Origin of the sequence: Longispora fulva, assembly GCF_015751905.1 — a bacterium.
GTDB classification, from domain to species: Bacteria; Actinomycetota; Actinomycetes; order Mycobacteriales; family Micromonosporaceae; genus Longispora; species Longispora fulva.
Window position 1 is genome coordinate 1,894,000 of record NZ_JADOUF010000001.1, and the last position, 18,457, is coordinate 1,912,456.

Annotated in this window: 13 protein-coding genes; 3 read left to right on the top strand and 10 right to left on the bottom strand. The window is 71.6% G+C overall.

Features of this window, described 5'->3' with window-relative positions; all coding sequences use genetic code 11:
* Positions 1-6 precede the first annotated feature (6 nt).
* The 7 genes from IW245_RS08360 to IW245_RS08390 all read right to left on the bottom strand — a co-directional run bounded on the left by IW245_RS08360 (position 7) and on the right by IW245_RS08390 (position 9,733).
* Complete coding sequence (locus tag IW245_RS08360) at positions 7-1,188, bottom strand: HEAT repeat domain-containing protein (RefSeq protein WP_197002610.1); 1,182 nt, start codon at positions 1,186-1,188, stop codon at positions 7-9.
* 28 nt (positions 1,189-1,216) lie between these two features.
* Positions 1,217-2,059: a tetratricopeptide repeat protein gene (locus tag IW245_RS08365; protein WP_197002611.1), complete on the bottom strand. Its 843-nt coding sequence runs from the start codon at positions 2,057-2,059 to the stop codon at positions 1,217-1,219.
* Positions 2,060-2,220: 161 nt separating this feature from the next.
* The gene (locus IW245_RS08370; RefSeq protein WP_197002612.1) at positions 2,221-5,841 is read right to left on the bottom strand and encodes an NPCBM/NEW2 domain-containing protein; all 3,621 of its coding nucleotides are present in this window, start codon (positions 5,839-5,841) and stop codon (positions 2,221-2,223) included.
* Positions 5,842-5,877: 36 nt separating this feature from the next.
* Positions 5,878-6,690: a carbohydrate ABC transporter permease gene (locus tag IW245_RS08375; RefSeq protein ID WP_197002613.1), complete on the bottom strand. Its 813-nt coding sequence runs from the start codon at positions 6,688-6,690 to the stop codon at positions 5,878-5,880.
* Positions 6,683-7,612, bottom strand: coding sequence for a carbohydrate ABC transporter permease (locus IW245_RS08380; RefSeq protein ID WP_233472453.1), 930 nt, complete (start codon positions 7,610-7,612; stop codon positions 6,683-6,685). Before IW245_RS08380 ends, IW245_RS08375 begins: the two co-directional genes overlap by 8 nt.
* A complete protein-coding gene (locus tag IW245_RS08385) occupies positions 7,609-8,847 on the bottom strand; it encodes an ABC transporter substrate-binding protein (RefSeq protein ID WP_197002614.1) in 1,239 nt (412 codons plus the stop codon). Before IW245_RS08385 ends, IW245_RS08380 begins: the two co-directional genes overlap by 4 nt.
* A 100-nt stretch (positions 8,848-8,947) precedes the next feature.
* Complete coding sequence (locus IW245_RS08390) at positions 8,948-9,733, bottom strand: DeoR/GlpR family DNA-binding transcription regulator (RefSeq protein ID WP_197002615.1); 786 nt, start codon at positions 9,731-9,733, stop codon at positions 8,948-8,950.
* A 251-nt stretch (positions 9,734-9,984) separates the two neighbouring features.
* On the opposite strand from IW245_RS08390, the gene IW245_RS08395 reads away from it, so the two are divergent.
* The gene (locus IW245_RS08395; protein ID WP_197002616.1) at positions 9,985-10,545 is read left to right on the top strand and encodes a dihydrofolate reductase family protein; all 561 of its coding nucleotides are present in this window, start codon (positions 9,985-9,987) and stop codon (positions 10,543-10,545) included.
* Between the two features lie 191 nt (positions 10,546-10,736).
* Here the strand turns inward: IW245_RS08395 and mtnA are convergent, their stop codons facing one another.
* Entirely contained in the window at positions 10,737-11,711 is a 975-nt protein-coding gene (gene mtnA, locus IW245_RS08400) for an S-methyl-5-thioribose-1-phosphate isomerase (protein ID WP_197002617.1), read from the bottom strand.
* Positions 11,712-11,809: 98 nt separating this feature from the next.
* Here mtnA and IW245_RS08405 point away from each other — a divergent pair, with 98 nt between their 5' ends.
* Positions 11,810-13,759 carry a bifunctional aldolase/short-chain dehydrogenase gene (locus IW245_RS08405; protein WP_197002618.1) on the top strand — a complete coding sequence of 650 codons (1,950 nt, stop codon included), beginning with the start codon at positions 11,810-11,812 and terminating at the stop codon, positions 13,757-13,759.
* Between the two features lie 37 nt (positions 13,760-13,796).
* Here IW245_RS08405 and IW245_RS08410 read toward each other — a convergent pair whose 3' ends face one another.
* Positions 13,797-15,014, bottom strand: a complete 1,218-nt coding sequence (locus IW245_RS08410) for a beta propeller repeat protein (protein WP_197002619.1) — start codon at positions 15,012-15,014, stop codon at positions 13,797-13,799.
* 226 nt (positions 15,015-15,240) lie between these two features.
* Between IW245_RS08410 and IW245_RS08415 the strand changes: the two genes are divergently transcribed.
* Complete coding sequence (locus IW245_RS08415; RefSeq protein WP_233472451.1) at positions 15,241-16,359, top strand: alpha/beta hydrolase; 1,119 nt, start codon at positions 15,241-15,243, stop codon at positions 16,357-16,359.
* A gap of 27 nt (positions 16,360-16,386) precedes the next feature.
* Here the strand turns inward: IW245_RS08415 and IW245_RS08420 are convergent, their stop codons facing one another.
* Entirely contained in the window at positions 16,387-18,372 is a 1,986-nt protein-coding gene (locus IW245_RS08420) for a S8 family serine peptidase (protein WP_197002620.1), read from the bottom strand.
* Positions 18,373-18,457: the final 85 nt, after the last annotated feature.

Here is an 18,457-nt window from a genome sequence, read left to right on the forward strand (position 1 = left end):
GGCGGGTCAGGCGAGGAACGAGGTCAGCGCCTCCGGGTCGTCCGGCAGGCCGTAGGACCGGACCAGGGTCGACACGTTGCCGAACGTGGCGTCCCCGATCCGCCACGGCCCGGCGTGCTCCGCCAGGATCCGCGCCAGGTGGCGCTGCCGGTCGTCGAGGTCGCCGGCCGGCGCGCCCTCGGGCAGCGGGCCGGCCGGGAACGCCAGCCGCAGCGCCTCGGCGAGCACCGGCAACGTCTCCGTCCCCGACACGTCCGGGATCCGGACGAGCAGCGCCTCGTACGCCACATCGGAGTGTTGCGGGCCGGCCTGGCACAGCGCCATCCCCGCGTACCCCGCGAGGTCGCCGTCCAGGAACGGGATCTCCTCCCGGGACCCTCCCCCGCCACGGGCCCAGGACAGCAACTCGGCCACGATGTCGGGCCCGGCGTCGTGGCCGAGCACGCACGCGCCGGCGACGGCCGCCGCCCAGCGGACCGCTGGCCGCTCGTCGGTCAGGAGGTCCGGGGCCGGCCCGCCGAGGAGCCCGATCGCGACCAGCGCGGTGGCGACGACGTCCTCGTTCTCCTCCGTGGCCGCGAGGGCCGCGAGCGCCGGCACGGAACCGGCGGCGTCCTCGGAGAACCACGCCAGCGTGTAGGCCGCCATCGTGCGCACCCCCTGCTCCGGCGCGCCCAGCAGGTCACGGAGCAGCGGCACGCCGGCCCGGACGGCGTCATACGCCTCGACCGCCACGTGGCCTTCGAGCTGGAGATCCTCCTCGGGGGTCAGCCGCTCCAGGTAGGTGTGGTCGCCGTCCTCGTCGTAGCCCGGGTCTCCCGGGTGCGGGGCCGCGGCCAGCAGCGCGGCGCCGCCGACCGCGTCGTCGCGGAACTGGGCGATCGGGATCGGGTCGGGCAGCCACGACTCGTCGTACCCCACGGTGATGGCGGCGAGCAGGCCCAGCAGCTCGGCGCGGTCGCGGGCCCCGGGCTCGGCGAGCACCTCGAGGAGGAACGGCACCGCGTACGCCGTCGCCTCGTAGCGGGTGCCCTGGTGGTAGATGTTGCCGTACAACTGGTCCAGGGCGGCGGCGCGGTCCTTCTCCTCGGGCGAGCGCAGGGCCCGGATCAGGGCGGGCACGTCGTCGGCGGGGCCGTAGGCGTGGCCCAGCCGGGCCCAGTTCACGGTGTCGAGTCCATCCAGCATCCGGCCATCCTGCCACCCGGGTACGACATCAGTGCGCGCTGCGCAGGTCCGCCCAGGCCCGGCCGGGCGCGGCCAGCAGCCACGCGTCGAGCAGCCCGTCGAGCGCGGCGGCCGGCCCGGCGAGCCAGACCAGCTGGGTGCCCGGCGCGACCACCCGTTCCTGGTCCACGGGGCCCTCGCTGCAACAGCGGCACAGCGCGCGGGTGTTGCTCGCCGGTTCCGCGCAGTACCCGCGGTCCTCGAACAGGTCGACGAGCGCGTCGAGGTCGGGTCCGTGCGGGGCGGTGACGGTCACGGTCCACGAGGGCAGGTCGGAGGTGCGCCACAGCAGGATCTCGTCGAACACCGGGAACGTCTGGTCGCCGACGACGCGTTCGCCGTTGGGGGCGCCGTCGTGCAGCACGATCTCGCCGAACCGGCGCTCGGAGCCGGTCGGGATGCTGACCACCCGGGCCCTGGTCGGGCAGATCCGCCGGGCCCAGACCACCTCGGAGCCGTCGGCCTCGTCGAGGCGCACGCAGGTCAGGCCGAAGTCCTCGACGATCTCGCCGTCGCCGGGGGCGAGGTCGACGCCGAAGCCCCGCCAGGCGTCGCGGGCCGTGGCCCACTCGCCGAGGACGGTGGCGGCGATGCCCAGGTTCCAGTACGCCGGCTCCTGCACCCCGCGCCGCACCAGCGCCGCCGCGCGCATCCCCATCGTGTAAGCCCGCGCCCAGTCCCGGCTGAACTTGTGCGCCAGGGCCGCGTCGAACAGCCACGCCGGGCGACCGGGGTGGTCGGGGAACTCGGCGGCGACTTCCTCCAACAGCTCTGCGGCGGTCTTCCAGTCCTGGGTCTCCCAGGCCGCGTACGCCTGCTCCAACCGCCCCACCGAGCCCACCCACTCCCCGTCGCAACAGACACAGGCGGCCCACCCTAGAGGATCAGGGTGGGCCGAAGCGACAGTGGACGTGGATGCGCTGTTCAGCACAGCGCGTCGGGAAAGTGGGGGTTCCGGGCCGGCCCGACCGGCCCGGAACCCCCGGTCTGTGGCTACCCGCAGGTGAACCGGGCCGCGGCCCAGTCGGCGTGGTCGCCGCCCTTGCCGTCGCCTCCGTCGGTCACCACGAGGTCGACGAGCCGGCCGCCGGTCACGTCGACGGAGACCGGCACCGGCGCGGAGACCCCGGTCATCAGAGGCGAGCGGTACTTCTCCACCCCGTCGACCCGCACGGCGAACACCACGGAGCCGTAGTCGGCGATCTCGTCGTCCACGCCGACGGTGGCCGTGAACCGGCCGCACCGCTTGTCGAGGTGGTAGGTGACGGTGGAGTCGGCGTGCGCGCCGAGGCCCTTCGGGTAGACGGTGCCGGCCAGGGTGATCGGCGCTCCGTCGCCGCCGTCGTCCTCGCCGTTGCTGTGGTCGCGTTCCACCGGGCCCCAGCCGTTGGACGACTCGACCCAGGTCAGGTCGCTCGCCCAGCTGTCACCGGTCGGGGCCGGCGGCAGCGGCACGGTGGTCACGGTCGCGGCGAACAGGTGCAGGGCCGGCGCGTCGGGCAGGGTGATCGCCTGCACCGTCTTCCCGGGGTCGACCCGGACCTGCTGGTAGAACACCCGGTAGGTCACCGTCGGATACTGGTGCGGCCCGGCCGCCGTGTTCTTCCCCTGGGTGGCCAGCGCGACGGACGCGCCGAATCCGCCCGGGTCCGCGCAGCACCAGTTCGGCACTCCGAGGTCGCGGGTCTCCGTGGAGCCGTCGGTGTAGCGGACGGTCACCGGCCCGTTGGCCTGGCCTGTGCCGGTGGCCAGGACCGCCAGGTGCGTGCCCTGCCCGGTCAACGAGATGGTCTGGCCCTTGGCTGTCACGTTGTCGGGCTGGCCGGCGGCCACGTTCGGCCACGTGAAGGACGTGCCCTTCGCCGTGACCGTGGCGCCCGGGGCCGCTCCGGCGGCGGCCAGGGACTGGGCGGAGAAGCTGGACCCGGAGCCGTCGATGTTGCCGGCCGTCGTCGCGCCGTCGTCGCTGGTGGCGACGTTGTTGCGGGCCGCTGCCAGGGACCCGTAGGGCACCTGGGTGGTGGCGTTGCCGGCGGCGGACTGCTGTCGGCCCCGTACCGTATAGGTGGCTTTTCCTGTGGTGGTCTTGTCGCCCGGTCCCTCGGCCGGGGTGACCCGGAAACGGACCTCGAACACCTTGCCGGGCAGCACCAGGTCGGACGTGGGCCGGCCCACCGGGGTCGCGGTCCAGCCGGCCGGCACCTGCAGGCTCAGCGCCACGTCCTTGACCGGCTGGCCGGTCAGGTTGCGGAACAGCACGCTCTCCTCGTGCACCTGGCCGGGCGGCGCGAAGCCGGGCGCGCCGACCTCGACCCGGCCGAGGCCGTCGGTCGGGAACAGGCCGCCCAGGGCGGTGCCGCCGACGAGCTCGACGGTCATGGAAGCCGTGACCGCGACAGACGCCGTCTTGACCCGCACGACGCCGGCGCGGTCGGCCGGGTCGTAGAACCATCCCACGGACGCGGCGTCGTAGGCGGCCCGGTCGGCCAGCTTCGGGAGGGCGTCGTGTTCCACCATCACCGCGGAAGGGGCGGACCCCGTGTGCAGGGTCAGCTCGTAGGGCCGGGCGGCGGGGCTGCCGGTGTAGGCGCCCACCGACGGGCCGATCCGCACGGACACGTTCCCCGCGCCGTCCTTCGGGGCGGTGACCGTGAACTCCTGCGACGCCGACGCCGTCGAGCGGGTCACGCCGTCGTCCTCGTGCAGGGTGAACGACGAGTTCCCGGCCGGGTACACGTCCAGTGTCAATCTGTCGGTCGGCGCGTGCTCGCGGTGGTTGTTGATGCCCTCGGTCCACATCGGCACGACCGCGCCGGCCTTGACGAACAGCGGCAGCTTGGCCAGCGGCGCCTGGTAGCTCTCGATGGTGGTCGGGCCCTGGTAGAGCCGGCCGGACCAGTAGTCGACCCAGGTGCCCTTCGGCAGGTAGATGCCGCTGCGGGACTCTCCGGTCGTGTAGACGGGCGCGACGAGGAAGTCCTCGCCGGCCAGGAACTCCTCGGCCGCCGCGCTCCCCCACGTCTTCGGGTCGTCGGGGTATTCCAGAACCAGGGACCGCGCGATCGGGGTACCGGTCCGGTGCGCCTCGGCCGCGTAGGTGTAGAAGTACGGCAGCAGCCGCTCGCGGAGCTTCAGGTAGTCCCGGTTGATGCTGGTGTAGGGCTCCCCGCGCGTCCACGGCTGCTTGTCGTACTCGGCCCAGCCCGACATGCTCATCAGGGCCGGGGTGAACGTCTTCCACTGCAGGTCGCGCACGTAGCTCTCGGCGGAACCGCCGAAGATGCCGTCCACGTCACCGGCCGCGTACGCCTGGCCCGACAGTCCGGAGCCGTGGATCGCCGGCACCTGCCAGCGGATCGCGTCGAGGGAACCGGCGTGGTCACCGGTCCACGTCACCGCGCAGCGCTGCGAGCCGGCCCAGCCCTCGACCATCCAGACGAAGCCGCGCGCGTCGGAGTGCCGTTCGATGCCGTCGTGGGCGTCCTCGCAGCCCGACAGCGCCTGCCGGTAGCCCTCGCCGACCCAGGCGACGTCGAGCTTGCGGACCCGGACGCCGGCCGTGCCGACCTCGTAGGGCTGATTGGTCAGGGCGCGCTCGGTCCACAGCCCCATGTCGATGTTCCGGTCCCGCAGGGCCGTGCCGACCGTGTCCAACGAGGTGTACTCGCACCCGTAGCCGTCGTTGACGAGCATCCAGCCGCGCGGCATGTCGTGGTCGACGAAGCCCTGGGCGACCCTGACCGCGTCGGGGGTGTGCAGCTTGTCGGGGTCGCGGGAGCCCTGGTAGGCCGGGTTGGACCGGTTGTAGCAGTCCGCGTCGCCGTACTCCAGGCCGTACACCGGGGGCATGAACGGCCGCCCGGTCAGCTCCGTGTACCGGTCCAGGGACGTCTTCAGGTCGCCCACGAAGAAGTACGCGTCGTAGCGGCGCTCCTCGTGCGTCGTCTTCACAGGGGCGGTGAACGCGTAGCTGCCGGGGGCGAAGGTGTTGCGGAAGACGCCGTAGCCGGCGGTGCTCATGTAGTACGGGACGGCGTTGGGGTTGCCGCCGTCCTCCCAGTTGTAGTCGGTGGACACCTGCACGGTCTGGTCGCGGTGCGAGAACCGGCCGTTCTGCATGCCGCCGCCGAAGAACTGCTCCTTGTCGCCCCGGCTCAGGCTCTGGGTGGCGCTGCCGGGCGTCCAGGACAGCGGCGCGGTCTCCTGCCACACCTTGGCGCCGTCGGCCTTGTAGAGCGTGAAGGTCAGCGGGTTCTTGCGCGCGACGAGCCGCGCCGAGGCGGTGCGCAGCTCGTAGGAGTCGCGGGTCTCCTTCCACGTGGTCGCCGGTACCGGATAATCGGTCTTCACCACCGTCTTCGCCCCCGCGCCGGTGTTGGCGGGGTCGGTGAACTCGCCGTCCGGGGCGAGCCAGAGCCGGAACACGTCGGCCTTCTGGAAGACGACCCGGACCTTAGCGGGACCGGAGGTGAACGTGTACGTCGCGCCGTCGGCCGTGAAGCCGGTGACCGCGCCGAGCTGGCCCGGGTCGGCCGCCACGGCGGGGGTTGCCGACAGTGCCGAGCTGGCGAGAACCAGCCCGACGACCGCCGTCCACAGGGGTTTCCTACGCATTGTCTTTCCGCCCGTCTCTGGAGGGATGAGGCAGTGCTACTTGGAACCGGTGAAAGCGATGCCCTGGATGAGGTGCTTCTGGGCGACAACGAAGATCACGATGACCGGAAGGGTGGCCATCAGGGACCCGGCCATCAGGACCGGGTACTCGGTGAGGTGCTCGCCCTGCAACGTCGCCAGCCCGGCCGACAGGGTCATCGACTCCGGCGACGTGTTGACGACCAGCGGCCACATCAGGTCGTTCCAGGACCACAGCACGGTGAGGATGCCCAGGGCGAGCAGCCCGGGGCGGGCCAGCGGCAGCATCACGTGCCAGAAGATCCGCAGCGGGTTCGCGCCGTCGATCCGGGCGGCCTCCTCGATGTCGTTGGGCAGCCCGAGGAAGAACTGCCGCAGCAGGAACGTCCCGAACGCGCTGAACATCCCGGGCACGATGAGCGCCGCGAGGGTGTTGAGCCACCCCAGTTCCGACACGATCTGGTACTGCGGGATCAGGAACAGCTGACTGGGCACCATCAGCACGGACAGGAACAGCACGAACAGGAAGCCCCGGCCAGGGAACTTGAGCCGTGCGAACGCGTAGCCGGCCAGGGCGCAGAAGATCAGCTGCGCGATGGTCCGGCCGGCGGTCATCAGCACCGTGTTGAGGAACTGCCGCCCGAACGGCAGCGAGTCGAAGACCCGGGTGTAGTTGGACCACTCCCACGACGGCACGAACGTCGGCGGGATCCGGGTGGACTCGCCGAACGACTGCACCGACGTGAGGAACTCCCAGAAGAACGGGGCCACCATCGCCGCCGCGCCGATCGCGAGCACCAGGTGCACCGGCCAGAGTCGGCTCCTACTCATAGTGCACCCACTTCTTCTGCAGCCGGAACTGCACCACGGTCAGGCTCAGGATCACGGCGAGCAGCACGACGGCGATGCAGGCCGCGTACCCGCGCTGGTTGTTGACGAACGCCGCCTCGTAGAACAGGTAGACGATGGTCCGGTTGTCGGTGAGGGCCGGATTGTTGCGGTCCATCATCATGTAGATCAGGTCGAACATCTGCAGCGAACCGATCACGGTCAGCACGGTCACGAAGAAGATGCTCGGACTGAGCAGCGGCAACGTGATCGAGAAGAACTGCCGGACCCTGCCCGCCCCGTCGATCGCCGCCGCCTCGTAGTAGTGCTGCGGGATGCACTGCAGGCCGGCGAGGAAGATGACGGCGTTGTAGCCGATCAGGGTCCACACGCCGACGACGGCCATCGCGTACAGCACGACCCGGCCGTCGGAGACCCAGTAGGGGCCGTCGACGCCGAACAGGGACAGCCCGTAGTTGAGCAGGCCGTAGTCCCCGTTGTAGATCCACCGCCAGAGCATCGCCACGGCCGCCGGCATGGTGACCACCGGCAGGAAGTAGAGCGTGCGGTAGACGCTGACGCCCCTCAGCTTGGGCGTGTTCAGCAGCACCGCGAGCACGATGGACAGCGGCACGCCGAGCAGCACGAGGCCGGAGTAGACGAACGTGTTCCTCAGCGCGTGCCCGACCGCCGGATCGTGGATCAGGGTCTGGTAGTTGGCCAGCCCGACCCAGGTGTGGCCGCCGAACGCGCCCCACTCGGTGAAGCTGAAGTACACGGTCTGCACGACCGGCCACAGGTAGAACACCGCCAGGCCGAGACCGGTCGGCGCGATCATCAGGTACGCCCAGGGCCAGTCGCCACGGGGACGGCGGCCCGGGGCCCGGGTGGCCGCGCGGGCCACCCGGGTCTCGGTGGTGGTCACTCTTTCGCCAGCGCCGCGTTCATGCCGGCGGCCAGCTCCTTGGACACGCCCGCCAGGTCACGGGAACCGTCCCACGCGGTCGGCAGCAGCTTGCGCTCCTGGTCGGCCCACGCCGCCGTGTTCTTCGAGATCGGGTAGGGCTTCGCGTAGGCGACCTCGTCGAGGAAGATCTTCAACTGGTACTGCGGCATCGAGCTCACCCAGGTCTGCTGGGTGCCCTCGAAGGCGGGGATCACGGTACCCGTCTCGGCCTGGATCTTGTGCGCCTGCTCGGAACCGAGGAAGGTCGCGAACTCCAGGGCCTCCTTCGGGTGCTTGCTCTTGGCGTACACCACGTTGCCGAGGCCGTGGATGACGACGGCGCGCTGGTCGCCCTTCGGCAGTACCGCGACGTCGATCTTGCCCTTGAGGGTGTCGTCCTTGGCGAAGCCGACGGCCTCCCACGAGCCGCCGTACATCATGGCGACCTTGCCCGAGGTGAACAGCTGGGTCGGCTCCGTGTCCGACATCTGCTGCACGGTCGGGGACACCTTCTGCTTGTTGATCAGGTCCACCCAGAACTGCAGGCCCTTGACCGTGGCAGCGTCGTCGTAGCCGGACTTCTTCTTGTCCGCCGACACGACGCTGCCGCCGGCCTGGAAGATCGTGTTGTAGTAGTTCTCCTGGCTGTAGGCCGGCGCCGCGATGCCGAACTGCCCCTTCGCCGGGTCGGTCAGCTTCTTCGCCGCCTCGGTCAGGGTGTCCCAGGTCCAACTGTCATCGGGGTACTTCACGCCCGCCGCGTCGAACAGCGCCTTGTTGTACCAGAGCCCGATGGTGTCGTAGTCCTTCGGCAGCGCGTACTGCTTGCCCTGCCAGTTGTAGGTGTCCACCAACGACTTCGGGTACTTGGACAGGTCCGCCTTCTTGTCCATCGGCGCGAGCACCCCGGAGGAGGCGTAGAGGCCGAAGCGGGGCGCGTTCATCCAGAACACGTCGGGGGCACTGCCACCGGTGACGGAGGTCTGCAACTTCGTCCAGTACTCCTTGGACGGCGTCAGCTCTACCTTCACCGTGACGGTCGGGTGCGCCTTGGTGAACTCCCCGGCGATCTTCTCCATCGCCGGGACCTGGTTCTTGTCCCACACCCCGTACGTCAGGGTGACGTCGCCGCCCTTGTCCGACGCCGACGAGCAGCCCGCCATCGCCAGCAAAGCGGCCGTGGCCAGGCCCGCCAGCACTCTTCTCCGCAACATTGTCCGTCCTTCCGCGGTGCGTGGCCCCCGATGAGGGAGGAGCCTAGCGCGCACTTATGCAAGAAGGAAGCATAATTCTTGCCGAACTTTGCAAGCGCCGTCAGACAGTGATCACCGTGACTCCCAGATCCTCGAACGCGCGCACCGCGTCGGCCGGCGCGTCGCGGTCCGTGATCAGCAGGTTCACCTCGCGGGTGTGACAGATCCGGGCGAACGACCGGCGCATCAACTTGGAGCTGTCGGTGACCACGACGACCTGCCGGGCCAACTCCGCCATCAGATGGTTGATGCTCGCCTCCCCGTCATGGTGCGCCGACGCCCCGAACGCCGGCTCGATCCCGTCCACGCCGAGGAACGCGATGTCGAAGGTCAGCTCGGAAATGATCCGGGTCGCCAGGGGCCCGATCAGCTCGTAGGACTGCGGCAGCGCCACGCCTCCGGTGGCGACCACCCGGACGTTCGGCCGCATGATCAGCTCGGAGGCGATGTTCAGCGCGTTGCTGACCACGGTCACGACCTGCCCGCCGCCCGGGTCGGCGAGGGCCGGACTGGTCGCGATGGCCCGCGCCACGGCCGTCGTGGTGGTACCACCGTTGAGGGCCACGACCATGTCCCGCTTGACCAGGGCGGCAGCCGCGGCCGCGATCCGCTCCTTCTCGGGCACGTGCCGGGCCGACTTGTACCGCATCGGCAGGTCGTAGGACACCTGGTTGGCCACGGCCCCGCCCCGGGTCCGGGTGACGAGCTGCTGGGCCGCGAGCTGGTCGAGGTCGCGGCGCACGGTCGCGGCGGACATCCCGAGCCGCTCGGCGGCCTCCTCGATCTCGACCTGGCCCTGGGTCGCCAGGATGTCCAGCAGGGCGCTCAGCCGTTCGTGACGGTTCACGGGGTCCTTTCGTGGTACGCGTTGTCGACAGACTCCACCATGAGTCCACACGAATCTACGCTCCACGCACCATTCTTGCAATAAGCTGCAAAGTCTGTCGGCAATATTGCAGTCTCACTGACGGATGGTTCCGGCTGACGAGACCTGGAGTGGAGCCGGGAAAAATTCTTCGAGCGGGGTGTCGAGAACCGGCGGGCGGCTCCGACCCACTCGGAAAGCGTCCGCTGGACGCGTCGGATCAAGGAGTCGTCATGCGTACCCTCAAGTACTTCGTCCACAGCTCCGTCGACGGCCACATCGAGGGTCCCAACGGCGAGTTCGACTGGCCGGAGCTCGGACCGGAGCTGTCGGCCTACTCGTTCGTGCTCGGCGACTCCGTCGACACCTTCCTCTACGGCCGCAAGGTCTGGGAGATGATGGCCGGCTTCTGGCCGCACGCCGAGTCGATGTCCGACGACCCGCACGACCTGCGGTTCGCGCCGATCTGGCGGCGGACCCCGAAGATCGTGTTCTCCCGGACCCTGGCCAGCGCCGAGCACGCCGCGCGGGTGATCGGCGGGGACCTCGCCGAGCAGGTCGGGGCGCTCAAGGCCGAGCCGGGTGGGGACCTGTTGCTGACCGGGGGCTCGGAACTGGCCGGGGCGCTGACGGCGTTGGGGCTGATCGACGAGTACCACGTGGTGGTGCACCCGGTGCTCCTCGGCGGCGGCAAGCCCCTGTTCGTGGAGCAGAAGGACCGCACGGCACTGGAGCTGGTGGAGTCCCGCCCGCTCGACGGCCGCACCGTGCTCCTCCGTTACCGCCGGGCCTGAGCCCGGGGAGGGCGGGTCCGCCGGCTGGTCCGACACGGGGCGGAACCAGCCGGCGGCCCGCCCCGTGTGCGGCGCCGGAACCCGGTGTCATCGGGTGGTCGGCGCGCGGAGGAGACTCCCAGCGTCAGGTGACCGAGACCGGGCGGGGGCCGACCACCGGCAGGCTGGCTCGCGCGCGGCGGGACCCGTCCTCAGGGGTACAGGCGCAGCTCCGTCACCACGGCCGTGACCAGCTCCGCCGGGGTCACGTCGAACGCCGGGTTGTACACCCGGGTCCCCGGCACCGTGGCCAGCTCCCCCGCCCAGTCGGTCACCTCGGCGGCGTCGCGCTGCTCGATCACGATCTGCGCGCCGGTCGGGGTGGCCGCGTCGATCGTCGACTCCGGCGCCACGACCAGGAACGGCACCCCGCTGCGGGCGGCGGCGCAGGCCAGGGCGTAGGTGCCGACCTTGTTGGCGACGTCGCCGTTGGCCGCGACCCGGTCGGCGCCCACGATCACGGCGTCGATCAGCCCGGCCCCGATCGCAGCCGGGCCGGCGGAGTCCACGCACAGCATGTGCGGGATGCCCTCGGCCGCCAGCTCCCACACGGTCAACCGGGCGCCCTGCCGCAGGGGGCGGGTCTCGGTGGCCAGCACCGACTCGACCCGGCCGGCCGCGGCGAGTTCGCGGACCGCGCCCAGGGCCGTGCCCCAGGCGACCGTGGCCAGCGCGCCGGCGTTGCAGTGCGTGAGTAGGCGCAGGGGCCGGTCGCCGTACCGCTCCGCGAGCAGGTCGGCGGTCCGCTTGCCGGCCGCCCGGTTGACCCGCTCGTCCTCGTCGACCATGACGAGGGCCTCGGCGAGCACCGCGTCGGGGCCCTCGGGGAGCCTGGCCAGGGCCCGGCGGACGCCCCAGTCCAGGTTCACTGCCGTGGGCCGGGCCGCGGCGAGCCGGGCGGCGTCGGCGCGCACGGCCGCCGCGTCGCCGGGGTGCGCAAACGCCGCCAGGGCGACACCGAGGCCGCCGGCCACGCCGATCGCCGGCGCGCCCCGGATCGCGAGGCGTTGCAGGGCCGCGATCAGGGCGTCGACGGTGTCGAGGCGGATCATGCGGTACTCGGCGGGCAGGGCGCACTGGTCGATGGCCACGATCGCGCCGTCGTTCCAGTCAAGGGTCCGGTCCATCCGTCCAGCCTAGGCGACGGCCCACGACACCGCCCCGGGTCAGGGTCCGGCACCCCGTAGCATCAGCGGCGAAGATCCACCGAGGCGAAGAGGGCACGATGCGCGACCGTTGGAACGACGCCGAGGCCCCCGCCGACCCCCTGGGCCAGTGCGTGTACGGCTCGCGGCTGCTCGGCGCCGAACCGGGCCTCGTCCTGCACGGCGGCGGCAACACCTCGGTGAAGACCACGACCACGGACCTCGACGGCTCCGAGGTCGAGGTGCTGCACGTCAAGGGCAGCGGCTGGAACCTGGCCACCATCGAACCGGCCGGATTCGCCCCACTGCGGATGGCGCGGCTCCGCGAGCTGCTGACCCTGCCGGCGCTGAGCGACCCGGACATGATGAACGCGCTGCGCTGCTCGTCCCTGGACGCCGGCGCGCCTGACCCGAGCGTCGAGTCGCTGCTGCACGCGCTGCTGCCGTACCCGGCGGTGCTGCACAGCCACGCCGACGCGCTGATCGCGTGGACGAACCAGCCGGACGGGGCGGCCCGGGTGCGCGAGCTGTTCGGGAAGGCCGTGGTGGTCGTGCCGTACGTGATGCCGGGGTTCGACCTGGCCCGGCGGTGCGCGGACACCGTCCTCGACGAGCTCACCGACGAGACCGTGGGCATCGTGCTACTCAACCACGGGCTGTTCACGTTCGGCGCGGACACCCGCGAGGCCTACCGGCGCCACGTGGACCTGATCAGCCGGATCGAGGCGGCGCTGCCCGTGCCCCCGGTGTCCGACTCCCCCGCGCCGGAGTTCCCGGCCCTGGAGCAGGCCCGGCTGCGGGCCGAGCTGTCCGGGCTGGTCGGCGCGCCGGTGATCCTCCGCCGGCACGAGGACCCGGCGGTGCGGGCGTTCGTCGAGCACCCGGAGCTGGCGGCGCTGGCCGGCCGGGGGCCGCTCACCCCCGACCACGTGATCCGGACCAAGCGGGTGCCGCTGGTGGGCCGCGACCTCGACGGCTACACCCGCGACTACCGGGCGTACTTCGCGGCGAACGCCGACCGGCGGGGCACGGAACTGACCATGCTCGACCCGGCGCCCCGGGTGCTCCTCGATCGCGCGTTCGGGCTGCTCACGGCTGGGCGGCGGGCGGCGGACGCGCAGATCGCCGCCGACATCTACCGGCACACCGTGGCCGTGATCGGCCAGGCCGAACAGCTCGACGGGTACCGGGCGCTGCCGGCCCCGGACATCTTCGACGTGGAGTACTGGGACCTGGAGCAGGCCAAGTTGCGCATGGCGGGCGCGCCGGCCGAGTTCACGGGCGAGGTCGCGCTGGTCACCGGGGCCGCGTCGGGCATCGGCCGGGCCTGTGCGGAGGCTCTGCTGGCCCGGGGTGCCGCCGTGCTGGCCGTGGACGTCGACCCGGGCGTGTCCGACCTGTTCGCCGGGTCCGACCGGCTCGGCGTCCTCGCCGACGTGACCGACGCCGACGCCCTGGCCGCGGCGGTCGCCGCCGGGGTCGACCGGTTCGGCGGGATCGACATGGTCGTCGCCTCGGCCGGGGTGTTCCCGGCCAGCCGGCCCCTGGCCGACTGGGACCAGGCGGAGTGGCGGCGCACGATGGCCGTCAACGCCGACGCGACCGCAGCACTGTTCGCGCTGGTCCATCCCTATCTGGCGCTCGCGCCCCGGGGCGGGCGGGTCGTGCTGGTCGCGTCGAAGAACGTGCCGGCGCCGGGGCCGGGTGCCGCGGCGTACTCGGCGTCGAAGGCCGCCGCGACCCAGCTCGCCCGGATCGCGGCCCTGGAGTGGGCAGCCGACGGGATCCGGGTCAACCTGGTGCACCCCGACGCGGTGTTCGACACCGGCCTGTGGAGCCCGGAGCTGCTGGCCCAGCGGGCGGCGCACTACGGGATGACCGTGCAGGCGTACCGGCGGCGCAACCTGCTGGGCACGGAACTGACCAGCGCCCGGGTCGGGGCGCTGGTCGCGACGATGTGTTCCGACGTCTTCTCCGGCACGACCGGGACGCAGGTGCCGATCGACGGCGGCAACGAGCGGGTGATCTGACGGGGCGGGGCGACCGGAGCCGCCCCGCCCCTCGTCACTAGCTGACGCCGCCGCCCGGCTCCAGGGCGAGGCCCAGGTACATCGCCGACGGGTACTTCGGGTTGAACGCGATCGCGTTGAGGCCGTGGTAACCGTTGTGCGTCTTGGTGAGCGACGCGGTGGTGCTGTCGTACCTGAACAGGTCGGTGCCGTAGTTCTGGTAGCTCGTGCCGTACACGAAGTACAGGACGTTGGCGTCCGACGCGCTCGGGTACAGCGGGGTGCCGTTGATCAGCGTGATCTGGCCCGGCACGTGGTGCACGATCGCCGGGTCGAAGGTGAGCCCGCCGTCGGTGGACCTGCGGATCTGCCGGCCCTCGTCACCGTCGGAGGTGGCCTGGCTGACGTCGATGCTCTGCACGTACACGACGTTGGAGTCGACCGGGGAGATCGCCACCGACATCGCGTTGACGCCGTACGCGCTGTTGGGGTGGGTGGTCTCGTCGTAGGCGACCTTGGTCCAGGTCACGCCGCCGTCGAAGGTGGTCTCCACGCCCTCGGACATGGTGCCGGCGACCGCGTGCAGCGGGTTCTTCTTGTCGAAGGCCATCTCGTAGACGTACACGCCCCAGGGCATGGTGCCGCCCGGGATCTTGACGCCGCTGGTGGCCCAGGTCGCGCCGCCGTCGGTGGACTCGAAGATCTGGCCGTCCTTGCGCGCGCCGTACACGTGCAGGCCGTTGTTCGGGTCGGTGCCGACGCCGACGAGGCCGGAGCCGCCCTCGATCGGCGGGTTGGCCACGGTCGGGTCGGTGTAGGACGTGACCGTGGTGCCGCTGACCTTGTAGAACGCGCCGTCGCCGCCCTGCGACCACAGGTAGGCCCGGCCGCCCTTGGCCGCCGTCGTCTTGTTCAGGTAGCCGTTGGGCAGCGTGGTCAGGGCCGTCCAGGTGCAGCCGGCGTTGGTGGACCGGTACAGGGTCCTGGTGGTGACGTGGGTGGTGTTGTTGAGGACCTCCTGCACGGACAGCAGGGTGTTCGCGGTGTCCAGGGCCACGAGCCCGTAGGTGTACGTCACCGGGGCGGGCGTCCCGGTCGTCGCGTGCAGGGTCGCGCCTTCGTCGGTGGTGTAGGTGAGGGCGCCGGGGCCGTTCACCGTGGCACACGTCGGGTTGATCGTCCAGGTGGTGGCCGCTGTGGCGGTCGCCCCCGTCATGGACAGGGTCGCCACGGTCGCGGTCAGCGCCGTGAACAGCCCGGTTGCGAGCTTGCGCATGATCTTCGTACTCCCAGGTGAGAGGGTGACTGAGAACCTCTCCATCCTTGATCAACTAGCGCCCGCGAAGATCCTTTAGGGACTGTGAGAGATCTCAAACATTTACCTGGACCTACAAGTAAACCGGATCCCTTCTTTCATGATCATCAATGGTCCGGGTCTCGGCGGCCCGGCGAAAGGGGCGGATCGGCGGCGCGCGGCCCAGCCCGCGTGTGATCCTGGTGCGGTGATCGTCGTGATGGCGCTGTCGTGGCTGCTCACAGCGGTACTGGCCGTGAGCGTGCTGGTGGTCGCCACCGCCCGGATCCCGGTCCGGCTGATCATCCTGAGCGCCCTGCTCGACCGGTACGGCCTGTACCTGATCCCCCTCGGCCTGCTGGCTCTGGTCCTCGCCGGGTGGGCGTACGCGGGCGGAGCCCGGATCACCGGCTCACTGGCCGCCCTGGTGGCCTGCGCGGCGGTGGTCGCCGGCGTGGTCCTGTTGGCTTCGGCGCTGCGGGCCGCCCGTCGCGCCGGGGCGCGGCTGTCGCTTCGGCGGTACGTCGCCGGCGGGCGTAACGAGGGCCGCCCCGTGCAGGAGCGCAGCGTCGAGTACCGCGAGGGCCTGCCGCTGGACGTGAAGCTGCCCGCTGGCCCGGCGGCCGGCCCGTACCCGGCCGTCATCTGGGTGCACGGCGGCGGCTGGAACGAGGGCGACCGCGGTGAGGCGCCCCTGTGGCACCGCTGGCTCAACGAGCGCGGCTACGCGGTCTTCGCGATCGAGTACCGACTGGCCCCGCCGCCCCGCTGGGACCAGGCTCCCGAGGACGTGCGCGCCGCGGTGGCCTGGGTCCGCGCGCACGCCGCCGAGTACGGGGTCGACCCCGGGCGGGTGATGCTCGCCGGCGGTTCGGCCGGCGGAAACCTGGCCCTGCTCGCCGCCTACACCACCCCCGACGTACGGGCCGTCGCCGCCTTCTACCCGCCGACCGACATCGCCGAGGCGTGGCGGGACACCGGGTTTCCGCCGGTGCGCGTCATGGCCGAGAACTACACCGGCGGCACACCCGTCGAGGTGCCCGACCGTTACCGGGCGGCGTCCCCCGTCACGCACGTGCGTCCCGGGCTGCCACCCACCCTGTTGATGCACGGCGATCGCGACCACGTCGCCCCGTACGCCGGCTCCCCGCGCCTCGCCCGCCTGCTCGGCGAGGCGGGAGTGCCACACCGCCTGGTCAGGCTGCCGTTCGCCGAGCACGTGTTCGACTTCTCCTGGGGCGCGTGGTCCACGCAGATCTGCCGGCACGTGTTCGCCGAGTTCCTGGACGAGCACTCTCCTCCCCACGCCGGTCCCGCCGGCCACTGATCAGGGCAGGTGCCGCCTGGCCTCTTGTCAGCCCGTGGTCAGGGTGACGTCGTCGAGGACGAAGCTGGTCTGCAGATCGTCGTCCTCGGTCCCGGTGAACGCCAGGGTCACGGTCGCGCCCGCCAGCGCCGACACGTCCACGGAGTGCCGGACGTAGCCGAACCGGGCGTCGAGGTCGCTGTGGCTGGCCACGGTCTGACCGCCCAGCGTGACCGTCAGGCGGTCATCGGCGGCGTGTCGCCACTCGAACGTGTCGACGTGCAGGAAGTACACCAACGTCGCCGTGCAGCCGGGCGCGATCCTGACCTGCTGGGACAGCTGTTCGGTACCGGCCTCGCCGGTCCCGTTCAGCCAGGCGACCCGGTGGCCGGCGTGCGGGCGTCGCAGGAGGAAGTGGCCGATCGCGTCGGTGTCCCCGGCCCAGGGCGCGGTGCCGTCCTCGAAGCCGGGGTTGCCGACGAGTTGCCGGGCGATGCAGCCACGGGTGGTCCAGGTGAACGTCGCCGCGCCCTGGTCTCCGCCGGGATCGGTGGCCGTCACGGTGACGGTCGAGGTGCCGGCCTCCGTCGGCGTGCCCGAGATCAGGCCGGTCGACGCGGCGATCGCCAGGCCGGCGGGCAGGCCGGTCGCGGCGTACGTGAGCGGGTCGCCCTGCGGATCCGACGCCTGAACCTGCAGGGACGTGGCCGTGCCGACCGGCGAATCCTGGTCGGCCGGCCGGGTCACGGTCGGGGTGGGTTCCGCCACGTACAGCAGCCGGTTGGGCGAGCCGGCGCCGACGTCGGTGAGCACGTCGCGGGTCGCGACGGCGACGAGCTGGTCGCGGGCCTGGGCCATGGTGAGCGCCGGGTTGTCGTGCAGGGCGAGCGCGACCTGGCCGGTGGCCAGCGGCGCGGCGAACGACGTGCCGTAGAAGTGCTCGACGGTGGCGGTGTCGCTGCCGGGCGCCGCACCGGTCACGTCGGCCCCGGGGGCGAACGCCGTCACGCACGGCCCGTAGCTCGACGCGTTGGCGATCGTGTTGCGCGCGTCGGTGCGGTCGGTGGCGGCCATGATGATCGCGCGCGGGTCCTTGGGCGAGTTCTGGCAGTCGCCCCTGTTGAAGTTGCCGGCGATCAGCACCAGGATCAGCCCGCCGTCGATCATGCCCTTGGCCGCGTCGTCCATCGCCTGGTCGCCGTTGCCGCCGCCGCTCTGGATGCTCAGGTTCACCACGGCCGGCCGCACGGCGTGCGCGGCGGTCCAGTCCATGCCGTCGACGATCTCGTCGGTGGAGGCGGAGTTGTCGCAGTGCAGGATGCGGACCGCGTGCAGGGTGGCCTTCTTCGCCACCCCGAAGGTCTTCCCGCCGACGTGGCTGGCGACGAACGTGCCGTGCCCGGCGCAGTCGTTCGTGCCGTTGCCGTCGTTGATCGCGGTGTACTCCCCCGTCGCCCGGCCCTCGAACTCCGCGTGGCTGGCCCGGATGCCGGAGTCCACCACGTACACGTCGGTGCCGGCCGCGTCGCCCGGGTAGGTGTAGCTCCCGTCGAGGGGCAGGTGGCGCTGGTCGACCCGGTCGAGGTGCCACGGGGGGTCAGGTTGAGCGCCCCGTTGGTAAGGCTGTTCCATCCGGTGCGTGCGGACCGACTGGACGTACGCGACCGTCGGGTCGGCCCGCAGCCGGGCGAGGGCGTCGGGCGGCAGGTCGGCGGAGAAGCCGCGCAGCGCGGACGTGTACCGCCGCAGGACCGTGCCGCCGGCCGCCCGGGTGGTGGCCAGCGGGCCGGCCAGCGCCTGTTGCGGGTCGGAGCGGGGGCCGCCCTTGTCGGGGCGGCGCAGGACGACGACGTAGCGGCCGGGGACCTCGCCGGACTCGGCCCGCAGGAGCGGCGCGATTCCGCCGGGGCGGGCCGTGTCCTCCGACGCGGTGGACGGCGGGGTGGTGTGGCCGGGTGCGGCTGAGGCCGGGGTCGCGGCGAGGCCGACGGACACGGCCAGGGCGGCGACGCCGGCGCGCAACAGGACAGTCATGTCTCCCCTATCAGGTCGATGCCTAGGAGACCGTATCTCATGGAATATTGGTAAATGCCCTAAATGGTGCTCGCGGCTCCTCGCG

Coding starts and splice junctions, on each gene's coding strand:
- IW245_RS08405 (WP_197002618.1), top strand. CDS start 11,810: ATGCGCGACCGTTGGAACGACGCCGAGGCCCCCGCCGACCCCCTGGGC.
- IW245_RS08370 (WP_197002612.1), bottom strand. CDS start 5,841: ATGCGTAGGAAACCCCTGTGGACGGCGGTCGTCGGGCTGGTTCTCGCC.
- IW245_RS08410 (WP_197002619.1), bottom strand. CDS start 15,014: ATGCGCAAGCTCGCAACCGGGCTGTTCACGGCGCTGACCGCGACCGTG.
- mtnA (WP_197002617.1), bottom strand. CDS start 11,711: ATGGACCGGACCCTTGACTGGAACGACGGCGCGATCGTGGCCATCGAC.
- IW245_RS08375 (WP_197002613.1), bottom strand. CDS start 6,690: ATGAGTAGGAGCCGACTCTGGCCGGTGCACCTGGTGCTCGCGATCGGC.
- IW245_RS08360 (WP_197002610.1), bottom strand. CDS start 1,188: ATGCTGGATGGACTCGACACCGTGAACTGGGCCCGGCTGGGCCACGCC.
- IW245_RS08420 (WP_197002620.1), bottom strand. CDS start 18,372: ATGACTGTCCTGTTGCGCGCCGGCGTCGCCGCCCTGGCCGTGTCCGTC.
- IW245_RS08385 (WP_197002614.1), bottom strand. CDS start 8,847: ATGTTGCGGAGAAGAGTGCTGGCGGGCCTGGCCACGGCCGCTTTGCTG.
- IW245_RS08395 (WP_197002616.1), top strand. CDS start 9,985: ATGCGTACCCTCAAGTACTTCGTCCACAGCTCCGTCGACGGCCACATC.